Origin of the sequence: Glycomyces mayteni (genome assembly GCF_042428885.1) — a bacterium.
GTDB classification, from domain to species: domain Bacteria; phylum Actinomycetota; class Actinomycetes; order Mycobacteriales; family Micromonosporaceae; genus Glycomyces; species Glycomyces mayteni.
Genome location: NZ_JBHMBP010000001.1, coordinates 893,560 through 909,798 on the forward strand (window position 1 = coordinate 893,560; position 16,239 = coordinate 909,798).

A 16,239-nucleotide genomic window follows, 5' to 3' on the forward strand; every position below is an offset into this window, starting at 1 on the left:
GTCTAGACGTCGTCGCCGCAGAGGATCGCGGACGTGCGGCCCTCCGGGTCGGTGACCTGCCAGTACCAGGAGCCGCCGCAGGTGGCCTGCTCGCCGGCCTCCTCCTTGGACATGGCGACGGGCGTGTCGATGTTGACGACCCCGACGACCACGTACTGGGCGAGCGAGGAGGAGCACTCCACGGTCCACCAGGAGTCGGCGTCGTAGAAGCAGTCGCCCTCGGCGGGCACGTACGGCGTGTTCGCGGGCTCGCTCGGGTCGGCCGCGCCGGTCGCCTTGATGCAGTACAGGGAGTCGAGCGTCCCCGACGAGTACACGTAGTGCCAGTTGGTCCACAGCTCGCCGGGGTGGAGGACGGCCCAGTCGTCGCCGCACAGGGCCTTCGCGGCGGTGAAGTCCGTCAGGTTCCCCTCGTCGTCGACGGGCACGTCGGCCACGTCGTAGGACTGGGCGGTGATCTCCCAGAACGCGGTCGCGTCGCCGCACTCGACGAGCTCCAGGCCGTCGCCGTACCCGCCGTCGGCGATGATCGGCTCGTACGGCAGGCACATGCCGACCTCGGTGTCGGTCTGCTCCTCCTCGGTCGTGGCCTCGTCGCTGGGGCTCGCGTCGTCGGAGGGCGAGGCCTCCTCGGAGGTCGTCGGGTCGGCGGCCTCGTCCTTGTCGTCCTTGTTCAGGTTCATGACGACCAGGAGCGCCCCGCCGAGGACCAGCACGAGCGCCCCGACGATGACGCCGCCGATGAGCCCGTAGTTGCGCTTGGGCGGCTCGGGCGGCGGGAGCGGCGGCCCGAACGACGTGGGCGGCGGCTCGTACGGCGGCTGCCCGCCGCCCGCCTGGCCGGCGCTGAACTGCGGCGCGCTGCCGTACTGCGGTTGCTGGGGCTGCTGCGGCTGGCCCCCGTACGGGTTCTGGCCGCCGTTGTACGGCGACTGGTAGCCGTACCCGGGGGTCTGCGGCTGCTCAGGCGGTGGGCCGTAATTGGGAGGGACCGTCATGCAAGCCACGCTATAGCGCTTTGTCAACAGCCGTCGCGCGGAGGGCCAAACCTGTGAAGGAAACTCGCAGGCCGGAAGGGGGAACCGCCCCGGACGGGCCGGTCCGTCACCGGTGCGAGGTGACGCACCTCGCGGGGGCCCGCGGCCCGGGCGGGCGGGTCAGAGCACGTCCGGGAGGACCAGCACCCGCTCGACCGTGTAGTCCTCCATCGCCGACCGCACGCCCTCGCGTCCGATGCCGGAGGCCTTCGCGCCCCCGTACGGCATCTGGTCGGCCCGGAACGAGGGGACGTCGCCGATGACGACGCCGCCCACGTCGAGGGTGCGGTGCGCGAGCATCGCCTGCGGGAGCCGGTCGGTGAACACGCCCGCCTGGAGTCCGTACCGCGAGTCGTTCACCGCGGCCAGGCCCGCCTCGAAGCTGTCGACGCTGGCGAGGACCAGGACCGGCCCGAACACCTCCTCGCGCAGGACCTTCGCGTCCGCGCGCACGTCGGCGAGGACCGTCGGCTCCACGAGGGCGCCCTGCCGGGGCCCGCCGCCGCACAGGACCTTCGCGCCCTCGTCCACGGCCTCCTCGATCCACGACTGGACCCGCTCGGCCGCGTCCGCGGAGATGAGGGGCCCCACCTTGCAGGACGGGTCGTTCGGGTCGCCCGAGGGGAGGGCCTTGACCTGCTCGACGATCCGGTTCGCCATGTCCGCGTAGGCGGGCGCCTCGATGAACACCCGCTGCACCGCGATACACGACTGGCCCGCCTGGTAGTTCCCGAACACGGCGATCCGCTCGGCGGCCCAGTCGCGCTTGGGGTAGTCGGCGGCCACGAGGGCCGCGCCGTTGCCGCCCAGTTCGAGCGTCACGTGCTTGCCGGGGACCCGCTGCCGGATCTGGCGGCCCACCGGGCCCGACCCGGTGAACGAGACGACCGGCAGGCGCGGGTCCTCCACGAGCTGGTCGGCGCGGTGGTTGGGGACCGGCAGGACCGAGAGCATCGCCGGGGGCAGGTCCGTCTCGGAGAACAGCGCCCCGAGGTGGAGGGAGGACAGCGGCGTCGCCGGGGCGGGCTTGAGGATGATCGGGCAGCCCGCGGCCACCGCCGGGGCGACCTTGTGCGCCACCAGGTTGAGCGGGAAGTTGAACGGGGTGATCCCCAGGACCGGGCCCCGCGGGAAGCGCCGCACCAGGGCGAGGCGGCCCTCCGCGGTCGCGTCCGTGTCGAGGCGCTGCACCTCGCCGCCGAACCGCCGCGCTTCTTCTGCGGCCCACCGGAACACCGACACGGCGCGGCGCACCTCGATGCGCGCCCACGCGATCGGCTTGCCCGACTCGGCGGTGATGAGCTCCGCGCACGTCTCGGACTCCTCGTCGAGGCGCCGCCGCACGTGGTCGAGGGCCTCGGCCCGCACGTGCGCGGGCAGCGCCGCGCACTCCGCGGCGGCCCCCGCGGCGGCGGCGACGGCGGCCTCCACCTGCCCGGCCGTCGCCCACGAGGTGGCGCCCACCGGTGAGTCGTCGAAGGGGTGGGTGACGAAGAACTCCTCCTCGCCGTGCTGGGGACGACCCGCCACCCAGATGGGCGAAACGGGACGGAGACGCTGCGACATGGCTCCAGCCTACGGGTTCGGCCGACCCCGGTGCTGCCGTTGGGGCCCGCGAATCCGCGCCGCCGCGCCCCGCCCGCGCCGGGTCCGGCGGGCTCCGCAACCCGAGTGCGCCCATTTGCCCGCTCAGGGCATGATGAGGGCATGAGTGAACAGCAATCAGGTGCGGGGTACCCGCAGCAGCCGGTCTCGGGCCAGCCCGGGCAGCCCTACCCCCAGGCCCCCTACGCCTCGCCCCAGGCGCAGTACCAGGCGCAGCAGCAGTACGCGGCCTACGCCCCGCCGGCCCCGTCGCTGTTCGACAAGCTCGGCGTGCCCTCGGTCCCGGCGATCCTGGGCCTCTCCGGCCTCGGCGCCCTGGCCCTGTCCGGCCTCATCACCGGCACCAGCGACGGCACCGACCTCCAGGTGGACGTCGCCGCGGCCCTGTTCGGGCTCCCGTCGGTGCTGACCGCCGTGATCGTCATGTTCGCCCTGGCCCTGTTCGCCGGCGAGCAGCTGCGCTCCCTGTGGAAGTCCCTGACGGTGGCGGGCACGGGCGTGTTCCTCGCCGGGTTCCTGTACGACCTGCTGTCGCTGCCCGACGGCTCGTCCGGTTCGGACGCGTCCGCCTGGATCGGCGCGCTCCTCCTGGTCGGCGCGTACGCCCTGTTCACCGCGGGCGCGCTCCTGGTCCCCGGGGGGAAGGCCGCCGCACCCGCGGCCCCCGCCGCCCCGGCGTACCCGACCGGGCAGCAGCCCGCGGTCCCGCCGGCCGCCGCCCCGCAGACCCAGCAGAACCAGTGGCCGCAGGCGCCGCAGCAGTAAGCCGCACTCGGGCAGCCGAAGAGGCGGCGCGGCCGGATCTCAGGTGAGATCGCGGCCGCGCCGCCTCTCTTCGTGCATATTGGATATCGCGTCGTCCGCGCCGACATCCGAGTCTTTGCTCCAGGACCGCCCCCTGCCCTGGCCCTGCGGGGCCTTCGGCGGGTGCGGGGACGGGCGGGCGCAGTGGAGGCGCCTGCCCGTTCTGGATATGGAGATTGCGGAGATCGGTCGGGCGGGCCCGCCATGCTCACGGTCATCGCCCGGTCGTGCGAACACGACCCGGCGGCGTCCCCGTGGGCCGCAGCGCTAACTGCTTCTTCGGCGGGAGCCAGTCATCCTCGCGGAGATCGTCTTCGTCTCCGTCGTACCGATCGTCGGCATAAGCGGCGTACGGGTCCGGCTCCTCCTCTTCAGGAGGAGGCTCAATGTCGACCTCGTCCTCACGACCGGTCCCCAGCTCGCGTTCCAGCGCGCGCAGGTCGGTGTTCGGAGCATGGTACTTGAGCTTCCGGGCCACTTTGGTCTGCTTTGCCTTAGCTCGGCCGCGCCCCATATGGCTCGACCCCCTCGCACAGAAATCATCGGGGCAGCCATTGCGGCGCCCCGGAATGCTTGCAATCTCTTCGTGGTACCTACGGTACAGGCTCTCGGCGCCCGGCTGCATCCCGGCCCATGAGTTGGATGCCACAGATTACCGGCGATGACCACCAGACGGGGACGAACATCCGCCCGAATCGCGAGTTTCGTTCTCACCGTCCGGATTCGAGCGATCACACTGCGCGCGTACCGTATCGACGGATCCTATAGGATATCGGATATATCCTATAGGATCCGTGCGGCGGGGGTGCGGGTCAGCGGAACAGGCGCAGGCGCTGGAGCCGCCCGACGGCGGCCATGCGCTCCTCGGCCAGGGCGTTCGCCGCGGCCACGGGGGTGGTGCCCTCGCCCTTGGCGCGGTCGAGGATGCGGCCGGTGGTCGCGAAGATCCCCGCGGTGCGCCGCTCGGCCCGCTTGAAGTCGAACGCGCCGTCGTACTCGTCGGCGACCTGGATGACGCCGCCGGAGTTGACGACGTAGTCGGGGCAGTAGAGGATGCCGGCGCGCTCCAGCTCGTCGGCGATGTGCGGCGCGGCCAGCTGGTTGTTCGCGGCGCCGCAGACGATCTCGGCGTCGAGGGTCTTCAGCGCGTCCTCGTCGAGGACCCCGCCGAGCGCGCACGGCGCGTACACGTGGATGCCCGAGGCGATGAGCTCGTCGTTGTCGGCGACGATCCGCACCTGCGGGAAGTGCTCGCGGGCCCACCGGATCGCCGCGTCGTTCACGTCGCACGCGACGACCTCGGCCCCGGCCTCCACGAGGTGGGGGATGAGGTGGCGCCCGACCTTGCCCAGGCCCGCGACGCCCACGGTGCGCCCGTTCAGGTCCACCGCGCCCCACCGGTGCTGCGCCGCCGAGCGCATCGCCTGGTAGACGCCGAACGCGGTGAGGATCGAGGAGTCCCCGGCGCCGCCGGCCTCGGGGCTGCGGCCCGACACGTGCCGGGTCTCGCGCGCGATGTGGTCCATGTCCTCGACGTACGTGCCGACGTCGCACGCGGTCACGTACCGCCCGCCGAGCGACTCGACGAACCGGCCGTACGCCCGCAGCAGCGCCTCGCTCTTGAGGGTCTCGGGGTCGCCCCAGATGACGGCCTTGCCGCCGCCGTGGTCGAGCCCGGCGATCGCGTTCTTGTACGCCATGCCCTCCGACAGGTGCAGCACGTCGGTGAGGGCCTCCTCCTCGGAGGCGTAGGGGTAGAAGCGGGTGCCGCCGAGGGCGGGGCCGAGCGCGGTGGAGTACACCGCGATGATCGCCCGGAGCCCGGTGTCCGGGTCGTGGCAGAACACGACCTGTTCGTGGCCGGTCGCGTCGAAGATGCTCATGGCTTGCTCTCCAGTTCTTCTCTAGGGGTTCGGGCCCCGGAGCGCGGTGCGCGCCGGGCGGCGCCCCAGGGGCGCGGCCGGGTCGCGGCCGCTTCCTCGTCGTAGCGCGGGTATGCCTACGCCACCAGCATATGACTATGGAAGTATCTGCCTCGTGTACGCACCGAGCGCGTCCTATCTGCGCGTCTACGAGCCCGCCGCGGCCTTCGCCGACGCCGGGTACTGGCGCGCGTACGCCGCGTCGGGGCGCGCGGTCGACCCGCTCGAAGGCCCGAGGGTCCGACGGGAAGCACTGTACGAGCGCATCGGATGGCCCTGGCGGGGCGTCCCCTCCTTCGGGCGCGACGCGTACGTCATCGACCGCCCCGGGGCCGACCCGCTCGTGTGCCCCTGGAACCTCCGCTACCGGATCGCCTCGGCCGCACTGGAGGTGCGGCGCCTGACGCCCGAGGCGGTCGCCGAGGCCCTGTTCCCCGCGGAGTTCCTCGCCTCCGCCGCCGAGGTCGTCGCGCTCGACGAGGGCGCCGACCGCCGCGACGCCCCCGCCGACGCCCACGAGCACGTCGCCACCTGGTCGGTCCCGCTGCGCTGGTTCGCGTGCGTGCGCCCCGAGGACCGCGAGCTGGTCATCCAGCCCGGCCTCGTGCAGCTGCGCTACCGCACCCCGATCGCGAAGTCCCGCAGCGGCCTCGCCGTGGCCCGCAACCTGGTGCGCGCCGAGTTCGGCGAGGGCGCCGAGCTCGCCGAGGCCCTCGCCGAGACCGGGCACTGGCTCGACGGGTTCCACCGCGACTCCGTCGTCGAGCTCGACTACGGCGGGATCGCCGCCCGGCTCGACGCCGACGAGCTCCGCGACGAGGACTCCGTGGACCTCACCTGGCAGGCTCTCGACCACCTCGGCGCCTCCGAGCCCGAGGACGCGCAGGAGTGCTATGCGCGCCTTGTCGACCGCTGGCGTGATCGTCGTCTCGCGGAACGCCTGAACTGAGCTCGCGTCCGCCGCGGCCCCGAGCCCGCTGCCAGGTCGTTCGCTTGTGGAGTGATCACTCGGATGAGCGGTACGACCGGAAAGTCCAAGCAAAATCGGCCGTTCGGCCTATGTCGGACATCTACGACAGGCCGGACGATTGCAGAAGGAACGAATCAAGGCTCGGCAGCCGGTGATTCGCAGCCCGTGTGTGGAGGAGAACGAACGATGACGACAGAGCTGAACCTTCCGGTGGAATCCGAGGCCCTGCTCACCCCTTCTGAGGTCGCCGCGATGTTCCGCGTCGACCCCAAGACCGTGACGCGCTGGGCCAAGGCCGGCAAGATCTCCGCGATCCGGACCCTCGGCGGCCACCGCCGCTACCGCGAGTCCGAGATCCGCGCGCTGATCAACGGCGACATCCCCGTGCAGCGCGAAGCCGCGGAGTAGCCGCAGCACCAGCACGACCGCCTCCCGCCGCCGACCAGGCGAGGAGGCATGAGGAACCAGTCCGAGGCCGGACCACCCTTCCGGCCGCCGCCCCATCGAAGAAGCCGCGGTACCGGCGCTCCGCCGTCGGCCCGCCGGCCCCCCGGCCGGTGGGAAGCGGGCCCTCCCTCAGGGCCCGCCCCGCGCATGAGCACCGCGGAGACGCCGGCCGCAGGACCCCTGAACCAGGTCCCGGCCGGCAGGTCCGCCCCGGCACGCCCCGCTCCCGCCGCCGCGCCCCGGGCGAGGCCGCACTTCCCCCCGCATTACCGATGCGATCGGGCGGATCACATGCGACGCTTGCGGTGTGTCCCGTATGAGGAGCCTCGCCGTCGCCGCAGCCGTCGCCGCCGCGGTCCTCGTGTTCGCACTCGGCGTGCCCCTGCTCAACAAGGCCGTCTCCCCCACCGTCGACGTCGGCGGCGAGCAGTTCGCCCTCGCGGGCGTCGTCCTCACCGCCCCCGAGGACACCCGGATGCGCCCCGGCTACTACAAGCCCGAGTCCGGACGCGCCGAGTTCCTCGTCGGCGACGCGGAAGTCGACATCGCCGTCGCCGGGCCCTACGGCTTCGACGCCGAGTACCTGGCCGACGAGATGGCCCGCCTCCTCGAAGTCCAGCCGGGCGTGCGCCTCACCGAGCCCCGCGCGTGCGCCGCCGACGGCGTCGAGGGCGCCGGGCGCTCCTTCACCACCGAGACCGGCGCCGGGTTCGCGTGCGCGTTCGTCCACGGCGACACCAGGGCCGAGGTCACCGCCCGCGGCGCGTCCCTCGACGCGCACACCGTCGAACGCATCGACGCCCTCATCGCGCAGCTCTCGTTCGGGGCCGCCTGATGCGCCCCGACCCCTCCTCGCCCGTGCAGTGGACGGCCGCGCTCCTCATCGGCGCGGCCGCGATCCTGCTGCTGTACAACACCCTCCCCGTCGCCCTCGCCTACCCGCGGGCCGGGACGACCGCGCTCGTCCTGTTCTCCCTGTTCGCCGTCCCGTTCCTGGTGATGCGCCGCCGCCTCGCCGACCACCTGGTCCTGCCCGGCGCGGGCCTGGCCATCGGCCTCGCCTGGGGCGCCACCGTCGCCGTCATGACGTCCCTGTTCGGTTCCCGCGCCCTCCACGGCCTCTTCGCCACCGCGTGGGGCCCGGCCTGGGCCGAGCGCTGGGCGCCGGTCCTCGCCGCGCCCCTCGTCGAGGAGGTCGTCAAGACCGCGGGCGTGGTCCTGGTCGTCGCGATCTTCTGGGGCCGCCTCCACGGCGTCCTCGACGGGATCGTCCTCGGCGCGTTCTGCGGCGTCGGCTTCCAGATCGTCGAGGGCTACGCGTTCGCCATGTCCAACACCGTCCTCAACCGGGCCGGGGACGTCGTCGAACCGGTCGTCGCCGTGTTCATCGTCCGCGGCGTCCTCGCCGGACTGTGGAGCCACGCGATCTTCACCGCCATCGCCGGGGCGGGCATCGCCTACGCCGCGACCCGCCGCACCGCCCGGTCCGCGTGGACCGCCGCGGGCGCCACCGCGGCCGTCATCGTCCTGCACGCGGTGTGGAACTCGCCCCTGCTGCGCGACGGCCTCGGCCTCGGCTCGCTCGGGGTGCTCGGCGGGATCATGCTCAAGGGCCTGCCCGCCGTGCTCATCGTGTGGTGGCTGGTCCGCTGGGCCCGCCGCAACGAGGCGCCCGCCGTGCGGGTGACCGATGCATAGCAATGCCGCCCGGGTCTGAGCGCGCGGTACCCCGGCGGCATTGCATCCGCCCGGCCGCGTCCGCCGCTGGAGGCGTCCGCTCCCGCACGGCCCGCTTGACGTGCGGCCGGTCCGCGGTCGACGCGACGGTAGATGGCGCGAGCCGCGTCGTCGTGTTCCTGGCCGACCGCTCGGGGGCGGCCGCGCGGTAGGCGATCGGTCCCGGCACCGGCAGTGACCATAAGGCCCGTCCGGTGCCCCGCCGCGGTGACCGGCGGGGTTGGACCCGGGGCCGCCGGTCCTGCGGACCGGTGCCGACCGAGCATCGTGAAGTTCTCTCAACTCCCACGCTAGCAGCGGCGGATGCGTTTGTCACCGACTCGGCAGTTCGAATCGGCCCGCCTCGTCGGTGCCGATCAGACCGTCCTCGATCAACTGCGCGACCGCCTCGTTCACCATCCGCTCGTCATGCCACACCGCGTCGATCCGGGCCCGGTCGACCGGCCCGTCCGCGTCCCGCAGCAGCGCCATGATCTCCCCGCGCACGTGCCGGTTCGTGCCCTTGTAGCGCTGGCGCTTGCGGCTGGGGCCCTCGGGGAGCTCCCGGCCGGAGAACCCGCACGCGTCGGTCACCGGGCAGGTCCCGCACTCGGTCTTGCGCGCGGTGCACACGAGCGCCCCGAGCTCCATGAGCGCCAACGAGACCCGCGCGGCCGTGGGGGCGTCCTCGGGCAGCAGCGACGCGGTCGCGGCGAGGTCGGCGCGCGTGGTCGCGTTCCCGGCGTCGGCGCGCCCGCCGAGGCGGGCGACGACGCGACGCACGTTCGTGTCCACCACGGCGTGGCGGCCCCCGTAGTGGAACACCGCGACCGCGGCGGCCGTGTAGTTGCCGATGCCCGGGAGCTTCTCCAGCTCGGCCGGGTCGGAGGGGACGGTCCCGCCGTGCTCCTCGGCGACGACGCGCGCGCACTCCTGGAGGCGCAGCGCCCGCCGCGGGTAGCCCATGCGGCCCCACTCGCGCAGCACGTCGGCGGTCGGGGCGGCCGCGAGGTCGGCGGGAGTCGGCCACCGCTTCATCCACGCCTCCCACACGGGCGCGACGCGCGCGACCTGCGTCTGCTGGCTCATCACCTCGGAGACGAGCACCCCCCACGCGGTGGTCCCGGGGCGGCGCCACGGCAGCTCGGTGCGGTTGTGCGCGTCGAACCACGGCAGGAGCCGCTCGGCGAGCAGTCCGGGGGAGGGCAGGGCCGGTTCGGTCGGGGTGTCGGTCGCGGCGGGCATGCCCCCATTGTCGGCGCGGGGTCCGACAACCGGCGAGGCGGGTCGGGGCGCCGTCGTCTGGCGGGCACGGGCAGAGCCGGGGACCGGCGGATCGCGGGCCCCCGGTTCAAGACCATGACACGGGGGTCCGACATCCGGGTCCGGCCGGGAGTTTCCGGGCAGGGGCAGAGCCCGAGGAGGCGGTATTGCGGGCCCCCGGTCGAAACCCTGACACGGGGGTCCGACAATCCGATCCGGCATCGCGGCCCGGTGGTCTCGCCCGGCAACGCGGCCCGGCGGCCCGGCCTGGCAACCCGGCCGTGCCGCCCGGCCCGGCGATCCGGCCCGGGTCGTGAGGGCGGGGCGCGTGTAATTCCGCCCGGGCGGGGCCGGGCTGCGTTAGCGTCCCCGCGTGCAGGGTTTCAAAGGCAGGTTCGTGAAGGGCTCGGAGCCGGAGTCGGTCTACTGGAAGCGGCGGGGGATCGTCGCCGGGGTCGTGCTCGTCCTCGTCGCCCTCGCGGTCTGGGGCCTGAGCGCGCTCGGCGGCGGCGGTGAACCCGGCGCGAACGGCGAAGCCGACGCCGCCCAGCAGGAGTGGACCGCACCGGAGCCCTCCGGCAGCGCCCAGCGCCCCTACATCCCCGAACCCACCTCGGAGGCCCCCTCCCCCACCGGGTCGCCGTCCCCGTCCGCCCCCGCCGTCACGGCGTGCACCCCCGACGACCTCATGCTCCAGGTCGTCGCCGCGTTCGACGAGGTCCGCTCCGGCGCCGAGGTGCCCGTCAGCGTCCTCGTCGCCTCCAGCGCCGACACGCCCTGCACCGTGGACCTCCGCGAGGTCGCCGTGGAACTCGCCGCGGGCTCCGACGTCGTCTACTCCACCGCGCACTGCGAGACCCCGAAAGGCGAAGAGGTCGAACTGAGCGACGGCGCGGGCCAGACCGTCGAGTTCACCGTGGACGGCCTCGCCTCCGAAGAGGGCTGCCGCGGCGCCCGCCGCGAACTCCCCGCCGGGGACTACGAGCTGCGCGCCGTCCTCGGCGATGCCGCCTCGTCCCCCGCGAAGCTGAAGCTCACCTGATCACAGGTACCGGTCGAGGATCGACACCTCCGCGAGCCGCGTGAGCGACTCGCGGATGCTCTGCGCCCGCCCCGGACCGACCCCGTCCACGTCCTGGAGCTCCTCCACCGTCACCCCGAGCAGCTCCGGCAGCGCCCCGAACCGGTCCACGACCCGCTCGATGATCGCCTCCGGCAGCCGCGGGACCTTCGCGAGCATTCGGTACCCGCGCGGCGACACCCGCCGGTCGAGCACGTCGGGGGAGTTCGGGTACCCCAGCGACCGGGCCACCGCGATGAGGTCGAGCAGCTCCGGGGAGCTCATCTGGTCGACCGCGTGCAGCGCCTTGCGGTAGTCCACGTCGTCGGGCAGGTAGTCGCGCACGACCAGCTCCCGGTCCGCGTCCACACCGGCCATGAGCTCGTCGAGCTGGAGCGCGAGCAGCCGCCCGTCCGTGCCCAGCTCGATCACGTGCCCCTCGACCTCGTCGGCGATGTGGCGCGCCATCTCCAGGCGCTGGAGGACCGTGACCGCGTCGCGCACCGTCACCAGGTCCTCGATCTCCAGGCTGGAGAGGCTCGCGGCGACCTCGTCGAGGCGCAGCTTGTACCGCTCCAGGGTCGCGAGCGCCTGGTTCGCGCGGGACAGGATCTGCGTCGAAGGCTCCACCAGGTGGTGGATGTCCCCCATGTACAGGCCGATCGTGTGCATCGACTGGCTCACCGAGATCACCGGGAACCCCGTCTGGATCGCGACGCGCTCGGCGGTGCGGTGCCGCGTCCCCGACTCGTTGGAGTGGATCGACGGGTCGGGCATGAGGTGCACGCCCGCGCGCACGATCCGGGCGCCGTCGGTGGTGAGGACCACCGCGCCGTCCATCTTGCAGAGCTCGCGCAGGCGGGTCGCGGAGAACTCGATGTCGATCTCGAAGCCGCCGGTGCAGATGCGCTCCACGATCGCGTCGCAGCCGACGACGATGAGCGCGCCGGTTCGGCCGCGGAGGATGCGTTCGAGGCCGTCGCGCAGCGCGGTGCCGGGCGCCATGGTGGCCAGGGTCGCGCGCAGGCCCTCGTCCGGGATCGACGCCACGGGTACCTCCGATGATGGACGGACCGGCACGCCGGTCGGGTGAGGCGACCGCGCGGCCGAGCCGGTTCACGGCCTGCTCGGGTGGCCGGAGCGGTCGGGTCGCCTCCAGTGTACGGATCGGCCGCGCGGGGCAGGGACCGGCATTTGGGGCAAGCCGCGCATCACGGCCGGTGGAACCGGCCACTGTTCGACCGGATGCGCTGGCGCGGAGGGGGTTTCGCCGGCGGCGAACACGCTCCGGGGGAGGGGCCGCGGCATGTCTCAGAGGCGGTCGACGACCTGCACGTGCCCGGGGGCGAACGAGGCGAGGCGGGCAAGGAGCTGCTGCGGTTCGGGCGCGAAGTCCTTGCACCGCACGGCCAGGTCGAACCCGGCGACGAGCCCCTCGGTGGCCCGGTTGGCCTCGCGGAGCACGGACCGGCCGAGGAACCCGGGCCGGTCGGAGCCGCCGCGGCCGAGGTACACGTCGGCGGCGAACAGGAGGTAGGAGGTGCCGCGGCGCTTCGAGCCGACGTGGATGGCGGCCAGCTCCTCGACGTTGCTCCAGGGGATGAGCAGCGCCTTCCCGAAGCTGGGGCGCACGCGCAGCCCGAAGTGGTTGGCCATGAGCTTCGGGGGGCGCACGAGGGGGACGAGGAAGCAGGCGGCGCCGATGAGCGCGATGACGGTGAAGAACCCGGGCAGTGCGGCGACGGGGTTCGGCTCGCCGGAGTCGAGCACGGACGGCTCGGTGTGGACGAGCCCGGCGAGGGCGCCGACGCCCACCGCGCAGGCGGCGGCGTACAGCGCGAGTGACGAGATCCGCCTGGTGGGTGAGCTGCGCTCGACGACGACCCATTCCGAGCTCCTGCCCACGCCTCACCTCCGACCGCGGTTCTCGCCTGCACGACTCTCGCCAGCCGCAACTCTAGCCAGCGCTGTCGAACGGCGCCACGGCCGAACGGGCGGAGCGGTTCGCGGGCACCCGGATGTGGACGGACCCGCTGGGCCCCCCGGTGCCTATGGTGCCCGGGGGGTGTGACATTCCGGGGAGGCGGCCTGCGGCCGCCGGTCGGCGGGCATCGCAGATGGCGTCGGGTCCGATGGGCCCCCGGTACAAGGGTGCCCGCGGGGTGTGACAGTCGGTCGCCGGGTCGCCGGGTCGCCGGGTCGCCGGGTCGCCGGGTCGCCGGGTCGCCGGGTCGGGTCAGGTCCAGTGGACGGTGGTGGCGGTGTGGCGGGAGCGTTCGGCGGCGAAGGCCATGCGGTGGCTGTCGATGGACGCTTCGAGGTCGGGGGGCGCGTCGCCGCTGTCGCCCGCTTCGAGGGCGGTGATGAACGCGTCGATGAGGGCTTCGTCGCCGCCGGAGTGGCCGCGGTGGTCGGGTTCGCCGGTGGCGGTGACGGGCCCGGTGTGCAGCTCGAACACGCGGTGGCCCATGGGTTCGCGGGTGAAGGCGCGGCCCGGGCGGGCCTCGGGGAGGTCGGGGAGGCGCGCGGTCGGGGAGAACAGGTCGATTTCGAGGGCGCCGGTGCGGAGGTTCCCGGCGATCTCCCCGGCGGTGCCGGTGAAGCGCACGGTGCGGGTGTTCTGGCCGGTGAACGCGGAGGTCGAGAGGACGGCGGTGAGGCCGCCGGGGAACTCGGCGACGGTCTGCTGGTGGTCGACGACGTCGTTGTCGCAGTGGAAGACGCAGCGCCCGTACGGGCCGTCGCGGAGCGCGTCGAGGCGTCCCTGCGGCGAGAGGTCGTCGCCGAGGAGCGCGACGGGCCAGCCGTCGCGGTCGGCGAGGGCCTCCGCGTAGTACCTGGGGGCGTAGAACGGGCACGAGTCGGCGGCCGGGCACCCGTCGAGGCAGTGGCCGGGGGCGCCCGCGGGGGCGTGCTCGGGCCGGAAGTACGAGAGCGACCCGACCGAGGACACGGTGGAGGGCGCCTCGCCCGCGAACCACCGGATGATGTCGAGGTCGTGGCAGGTCTTCGCGAGGACCATCGGGCTCGACGAGGCGAGGTTGCGCCAGTTGCCGCGCACGTAGGAGTGGGCGTAGTGCCAGAACCCGATGTTCTCCTCTACGCGGACGGTCACGAGGCGGCCGACGGCGCCGGAGTCGACGGTGCGGCGGATCGCCCGCCAGAACGGCTGGTAGCGCATGACGTGCCCGATCCATATGCGCGCCTTGCGCTCCCGTGCCGCCGCCGCGAGCCGGTCGAGGTCCTCCTCGGTGGTCGCGGCCGGTTTCTCCAGCAGGATCGGCAGGCCCGTGGCCGCGGCGGCGAGCGCCGCCTCGACGTGGAGCCGGTCGGGGAGGGCGATCACGATCGCGTCGAGGCCGGTCGCGTCGGCGTCGTCCAGGAGGTCCCGCCAGTCGGCGTACCGGTGCGCGGGGGCGGTGCCCGCGGCGTCGCCGAGGCAGTCGCGCCGGTGCGCGTCGGGGTCGGCGAGGGCCGCCACGCGCGCCCGGTCGGGCCGCTCGACCGCCCACCGCCCGTACGTGTCCGAGCCCCGCGCTCCCGCGCCGAGGATGCCCAGGCGGACCGCCATGCCGCTCACCCCTTCTCCGCCCCCGACGTCAGCCCCGTGACGAGGAGCCGCTGCGCCAGGAAGAATCCGGCGACCACCGGGACGGTGATCGCGATCGAGCCGGCCATGAGCACCGTCGTGGGCACCGAGAACTCGGTGAGCTGCGCGATGCCGAGCGAGACCGTCCACCGGTCCCGGTCGGCGACGAGGAACAGCAGCGCGAACAGGTACTCGTTCCAGGCGATCATGAACACGTACAGGGCGGTCGCGGCGACGCCCGGGAGCGCCATCGGCAGGACCACCCGCCGGATGAGCGCGAGCCGCCCGCACCCGTCGATCATCGCCGCCTCCTCTACAGAGGACGGTACCGCGACGAGGTAGGTGCGGAGCATGTACAGCGCGACCGGGACGGTCTGCGCGGTGTACACGAGCACGAGCCCGACGAGGCTCCCGGTGAGCCCGATGCGGCTGAGCAGCACGAACAGGGGCACGGCAAGGACGATCCCGGGCAGCAGGTACACGCCGAGGAACACGACGTTCACCGCGTCGCGCCCGAGGAACCGCAGCCGCACGGCCGCGTACGCGCCGAGGACGCTGAGGACGATCGCCAGGCCCGCCGTGACCAGGGCGACCTGGAGGGAGTTCCACATGTTCCCGCCGAGCCCGTACTCGCCCATGGCCGTCGGGTAGGAGTCCAGGGTGACCTCGCCGGGGGAGGGGAGGAGGTCGAGCGGCTCGGAGACCACGGACTGGAAGGGCCGCAGGGACAGGAGCACCCCGTACAGCAGCGGCCCCGCCGTCGCGAGCATGGCCACGGCGATGACGGCCCAGCGCAGGACGCCGAGCACCCGGTCCTCCACGCCGCCCCTCATGCCTTGCCCCGCTTGAGCATCCACGCGTAGACGGCGACGACTGCCAGGAGCATCCCGGTCATGAGCAGGCCCGTCGCCGAGGCCGTGCCGATGTTCGCGCGGACCACCAGCTCGGTGTAGACGCGGACGGCGAGGACCTCGGTGCCCCCGGCGCCGCCGGTGAGCAGGTAGATGTCGTTGAAGTTCTGGAACGACCACAGGAACCGCAGGACCGCCAGGAGCGCCATGACCCCGGCGAGCTCGGGGAGGAGCAGGTGGCGGAACACGCGGGTCTTCCCGGCGCCGTCGATCTGCGCGGCCTCCTCGATGTCGCCGGGGACGACCTGGAGGCGCGCGGTGATGAACAGGAACGCGAGCGGCGCGGTCTTCCACACCTCGAACGCGATCACGGTCAACAGGGCGACGGGGACGGTGAACGGGCCGACGTCGCGGCTGGTCGTGGTGAGGAACGCGACGGGCGCGGCCCAGCCGAGCCAATCGGTGCCCACGGCGTTGACGAGGCCGTACCCGGGGTTGAGGAGCGTCTTCCAGATCGTCGTCGCCGCGACGACCGGCAGGACGTACGGGACGAGGACGAGCGCGCGCACGAGCCCGCGCCCGCGGAACGGCTTGCGCAGCGCGAGCGCGACGGCGAGGCCGCAGAGGACGGCGCCCGCCGAGGACGCGGCCGCGTACACGACGGTCGTGCCCGCGGCGGACCAGAACCGCGGCGAGCCCCACACGGTCGCGAGGTTCTCGCCGGTGAAGTCGAGGTCGTCGAGGTACAGGCGCGGGATGTCCACGAGGCGCACGTCCAGGAACGCGAACAGCACGACGGCCGCGAACGGCAGCACCGCGAACGCGAGGACCACGAGCACCGTCGGGGCGACCAGCAGCCGCCCGTCCCGGTCCTCGCGCCGCGACATCGTCATCGGCCTGCGGGCCCGTTTCCCGGGCACGCTGACGGGGCGTTCGGGCCCCGGGGGCGGGCCCCCGGTCGCAACAGTGCCACGG

The 16,239-nt window shown here is 73.4% G+C and carries 16 protein-coding genes; 6 read left to right on the forward strand and 10 right to left on the reverse strand.

Features of this window, described 5'->3' with window-relative positions; genetic code table 11:
* Positions 1-2: 2 nt before the first annotated feature.
* Positions 3-998, reverse strand: a complete 996-nt coding sequence (locus ACFFXY_RS04245; RefSeq protein WP_382346163.1) for a hypothetical protein — start codon at positions 996-998, stop codon at positions 3-5.
* Positions 999-1,157: 159 nt separating this feature from the next.
* On the reverse strand, positions 1,158-2,603 hold the full coding sequence (locus tag ACFFXY_RS04250; RefSeq protein WP_382346165.1) for an aldehyde dehydrogenase family protein: 1,446 nt from the start codon (positions 2,601-2,603) through the stop codon (positions 1,158-1,160).
* Between the two features lie 141 nt (positions 2,604-2,744).
* On the opposite strand from ACFFXY_RS04250, the gene ACFFXY_RS04255 reads away from it, so the two are divergent.
* Complete coding sequence (locus tag ACFFXY_RS04255) at positions 2,745-3,407, forward strand: hypothetical protein (protein WP_382346167.1); 663 nt, start codon at positions 2,745-2,747, stop codon at positions 3,405-3,407.
* 253 nt (positions 3,408-3,660) lie between these two features.
* Here the strand turns inward: ACFFXY_RS04255 and ACFFXY_RS04260 are convergent, their stop codons facing one another.
* Entirely contained in the window at positions 3,661-3,960 is a 300-nt protein-coding gene (locus tag ACFFXY_RS04260; RefSeq protein ID WP_359950089.1) for a DUF3073 domain-containing protein, read from the reverse strand.
* 298 nt (positions 3,961-4,258) lie between these two features.
* Positions 4,259-5,329, reverse strand: a complete 1,071-nt coding sequence (locus ACFFXY_RS04265; RefSeq protein ID WP_382346169.1) for a Glu/Leu/Phe/Val dehydrogenase dimerization domain-containing protein — start codon at positions 5,327-5,329, stop codon at positions 4,259-4,261.
* Positions 5,330-5,483: 154 nt separating this feature from the next.
* Here ACFFXY_RS04265 and ACFFXY_RS04270 point away from each other — a divergent pair, with 154 nt between their 5' ends.
* From ACFFXY_RS04270 to ACFFXY_RS04285, 4 genes are all read left to right on the forward strand, one after another.
* Positions 5,484-6,317 (forward strand): DUF8083 family protein, encoded by an 834-nt coding sequence (locus ACFFXY_RS04270; RefSeq protein WP_382346171.1) that lies wholly within the window; start codon positions 5,484-5,486, stop codon positions 6,315-6,317.
* Between the two features lie 207 nt (positions 6,318-6,524).
* Positions 6,525-6,746: a BldC family transcriptional regulator gene (locus tag ACFFXY_RS04275; protein WP_106362672.1), complete on the forward strand. Its 222-nt coding sequence runs from the start codon at positions 6,525-6,527 to the stop codon at positions 6,744-6,746.
* Positions 6,747-7,101: 355 nt separating this feature from the next.
* Complete coding sequence (locus ACFFXY_RS04280; RefSeq protein WP_382346173.1) at positions 7,102-7,620, forward strand: hypothetical protein; 519 nt, start codon at positions 7,102-7,104, stop codon at positions 7,618-7,620.
* The gene (locus ACFFXY_RS04285) at positions 7,620-8,483 is read left to right on the forward strand and encodes a PrsW family glutamic-type intramembrane protease (RefSeq protein ID WP_382346175.1); all 864 of its coding nucleotides are present in this window, start codon (positions 7,620-7,622) and stop codon (positions 8,481-8,483) included. The genes ACFFXY_RS04280 and ACFFXY_RS04285 overlap by 1 nt, the downstream gene beginning before the upstream one ends.
* 351 nt (positions 8,484-8,834) lie before the next feature.
* On the opposite strand, the gene ACFFXY_RS04290 is transcribed toward ACFFXY_RS04285, so the two are convergent.
* Positions 8,835-9,746 carry an HhH-GPD family protein gene (locus ACFFXY_RS04290; RefSeq protein ID WP_382346177.1) on the reverse strand — a complete coding sequence of 304 codons (912 nt, stop codon included), beginning with the start codon at positions 9,744-9,746 and terminating at the stop codon, positions 8,835-8,837.
* Positions 9,747-10,137: 391 nt separating this feature from the next.
* Here ACFFXY_RS04290 and ACFFXY_RS04295 point away from each other — a divergent pair, with 391 nt between their 5' ends.
* Entirely contained in the window at positions 10,138-10,806 is a 669-nt protein-coding gene (locus ACFFXY_RS04295) for a hypothetical protein (RefSeq protein WP_382346179.1), read from the forward strand.
* Here ACFFXY_RS04295 and disA read toward each other — a convergent pair whose 3' ends face one another.
* The 5 genes from disA to ACFFXY_RS04320 all read right to left on the reverse strand — a co-directional run bounded on the left by disA (position 10,807) and on the right by ACFFXY_RS04320 (position 16,157).
* Positions 10,807-11,829, reverse strand: coding sequence for a DNA integrity scanning diadenylate cyclase DisA (disA, locus tag ACFFXY_RS04300; protein WP_382347385.1), 1,023 nt, complete (start codon positions 11,827-11,829; stop codon positions 10,807-10,809).
* 306 nt (positions 11,830-12,135) lie between these two features.
* Complete coding sequence (locus ACFFXY_RS04305) at positions 12,136-12,729, reverse strand: hypothetical protein (RefSeq protein ID WP_382346181.1); 594 nt, start codon at positions 12,727-12,729, stop codon at positions 12,136-12,138.
* A 331-nt stretch (positions 12,730-13,060) separates the two neighbouring features.
* Positions 13,061-14,395 (reverse strand): Gfo/Idh/MocA family protein, encoded by a 1,335-nt coding sequence (locus tag ACFFXY_RS04310; RefSeq protein WP_382346183.1) that lies wholly within the window; start codon positions 14,393-14,395, stop codon positions 13,061-13,063.
* A 5-nt stretch (positions 14,396-14,400) separates the two neighbouring features.
* Complete coding sequence (locus tag ACFFXY_RS04315) at positions 14,401-15,246, reverse strand: carbohydrate ABC transporter permease (RefSeq protein WP_382346185.1); 846 nt, start codon at positions 15,244-15,246, stop codon at positions 14,401-14,403.
* The gene (locus tag ACFFXY_RS04320) at positions 15,243-16,157 is read right to left on the reverse strand and encodes a carbohydrate ABC transporter permease (RefSeq protein WP_382346187.1); all 915 of its coding nucleotides are present in this window, start codon (positions 16,155-16,157) and stop codon (positions 15,243-15,245) included. The genes ACFFXY_RS04315 and ACFFXY_RS04320 overlap by 4 nt, the downstream gene beginning before the upstream one ends.
* Between the last annotated feature and the right edge of the window lie 82 nt (positions 16,158-16,239).